The organism is Amycolatopsis sp. NPDC003676 (assembly GCF_053587275.1).
Window position 1 is genome coordinate 1 of the sequence record NZ_JBSFNS010000282.1, and the last position, 1484, is coordinate 1484.

General features: G+C 63.7%; 2 protein-coding genes. Both read right to left on the minus strand.

Going from position 1 to position 1484, the window contains the following annotated elements; genetic code table 11:
* On the minus strand, positions 1-750 hold a 750-nt coding region (locus ACWDNU_RS45675), incomplete at its 3' end, for a carbohydrate ABC transporter permease (RefSeq protein ID WP_449673425.1).
* A 72-nt stretch (positions 751-822) separates the two neighbouring features.
* On the minus strand, positions 823-1484 hold a 662-nt coding region (locus tag ACWDNU_RS45680; protein ID WP_449673426.1), incomplete at its 5' end, for a L,D-transpeptidase.

A 1484-nucleotide genomic window follows, 5' to 3' on the forward strand; every position in this document is an offset into this window, starting at 1 on the left:
GCCGATCCGGTGTGCGTGCGTGCCGCACCGGCGCCGACATCGCGGACGATCAAGTCGACGAGCCCCGGCTCCAGTTCGCACGCCTTGCAGGGCGGCCAGATAGATGACGAAGGTATAGCCGAGGTTCTTCCAGATGTAAGTGATCGTCACCATGAACAGGGCCCAGTGTGGGTCCTGATAGAAATCCGGAACACGGTCGACGCCGACGCGGTGCAGAACATCTTGTACCAGACCGAAACTCGGATCGAAGATGAATTGGAAAGCCACGCCGATCGCCGCGCCCGAGATAACGAAAGGCGCGAAAATAGCCGAACGAACCACATTGCGCCCGAACAGTTTTCGGTCGAGCAACAGGGCCAGCGCCAGTCCGAGCGCCATACTCACGACGACCGCGGCGACGGTGAAGATCACCGTGTTGGAGACGACCTTCCAGGAGTCCTCGCGCCCCCACCACTCGACGTAGTTGTCGAAACCGATCGGAGTGGCAACAGGATCCGCGATGTTCCAGTCGGTGAACGACAGCCGGATGTTGTCGGCCAGCGGCCGGTAAACGAACAGCGTCAGCAGCACCAGGTTCGGCACGACCAGGACCAGGAACAGCGCATAGTCCTGCCACGGGCGGCTTTTCAGCCCGCGGCCTCGTGGCGCGGGGAGGACCCGCTCTGGACTGCTTCGCACCGCGGCAGTTTTACGGCGCATGGCGAACTGCCGGTTAACCCTGGCCGCCGTAGCTCTGAACATCGGGCGCACAAGGGCGAGTACAGCAAAAAGCCGAACAACACGACCGCGATTGATCGTATTGTTCGGCTTTTGTTCAGCGAATCAGTTCCAGTCGCCCAGTCCGTCACCGGAACTCAGGGTGCCGCCCTGGGTGTTGGTGACGACGACGGCGTCGCCCCGGCGCGAGTTCTCCAGGAACCACTTGGCGTTCTCGGTGCTCACGTTCAGGCAGCCGTGGCTGGCGTTGGAGTAGCCCTGCTGGCCGACCGACCACGGCGCGGCGTGCACGAAGATGCCGCTGTTGGAGATGCGGGTCGCGTACTCCACCTCGAGCTTGTAGCCCTCGGGATCGGTGACCGGCACGCCGTAGGTCGACGAGTCCATGGTCATCTTCTCGAACCGCTCGCCCACGATGTAGGTGCCGTTCGGGGTCTCGTAGCCCTTCTTGCCCAGCGAGGTCGGCATCTCCTTGACGACCTCACCGTTCACCGTCACGGTGATCATCTTGGTGTTGTCGTCGACGCTGGCGATGAAGGCGTCACCGATGCGGAACGAGCTGGTGGTGCCGCCTGCCACGACGGTGACGTCGGTGTTGGCGGGCCAGAACTCGTTCGGCTTCCAGCGCACCTGCTTGTCGCCGGTCCAGTAGAAGTGGCCGGGCGCGGCCTGGCGGTGACCGGAGCCCCTCCCGCGGAGTACGCCCGTTCCGCCCGCCGGCTGATCTCGTGCACGCCGGACGGCGCAAAGCCGGGAAACTAATACCG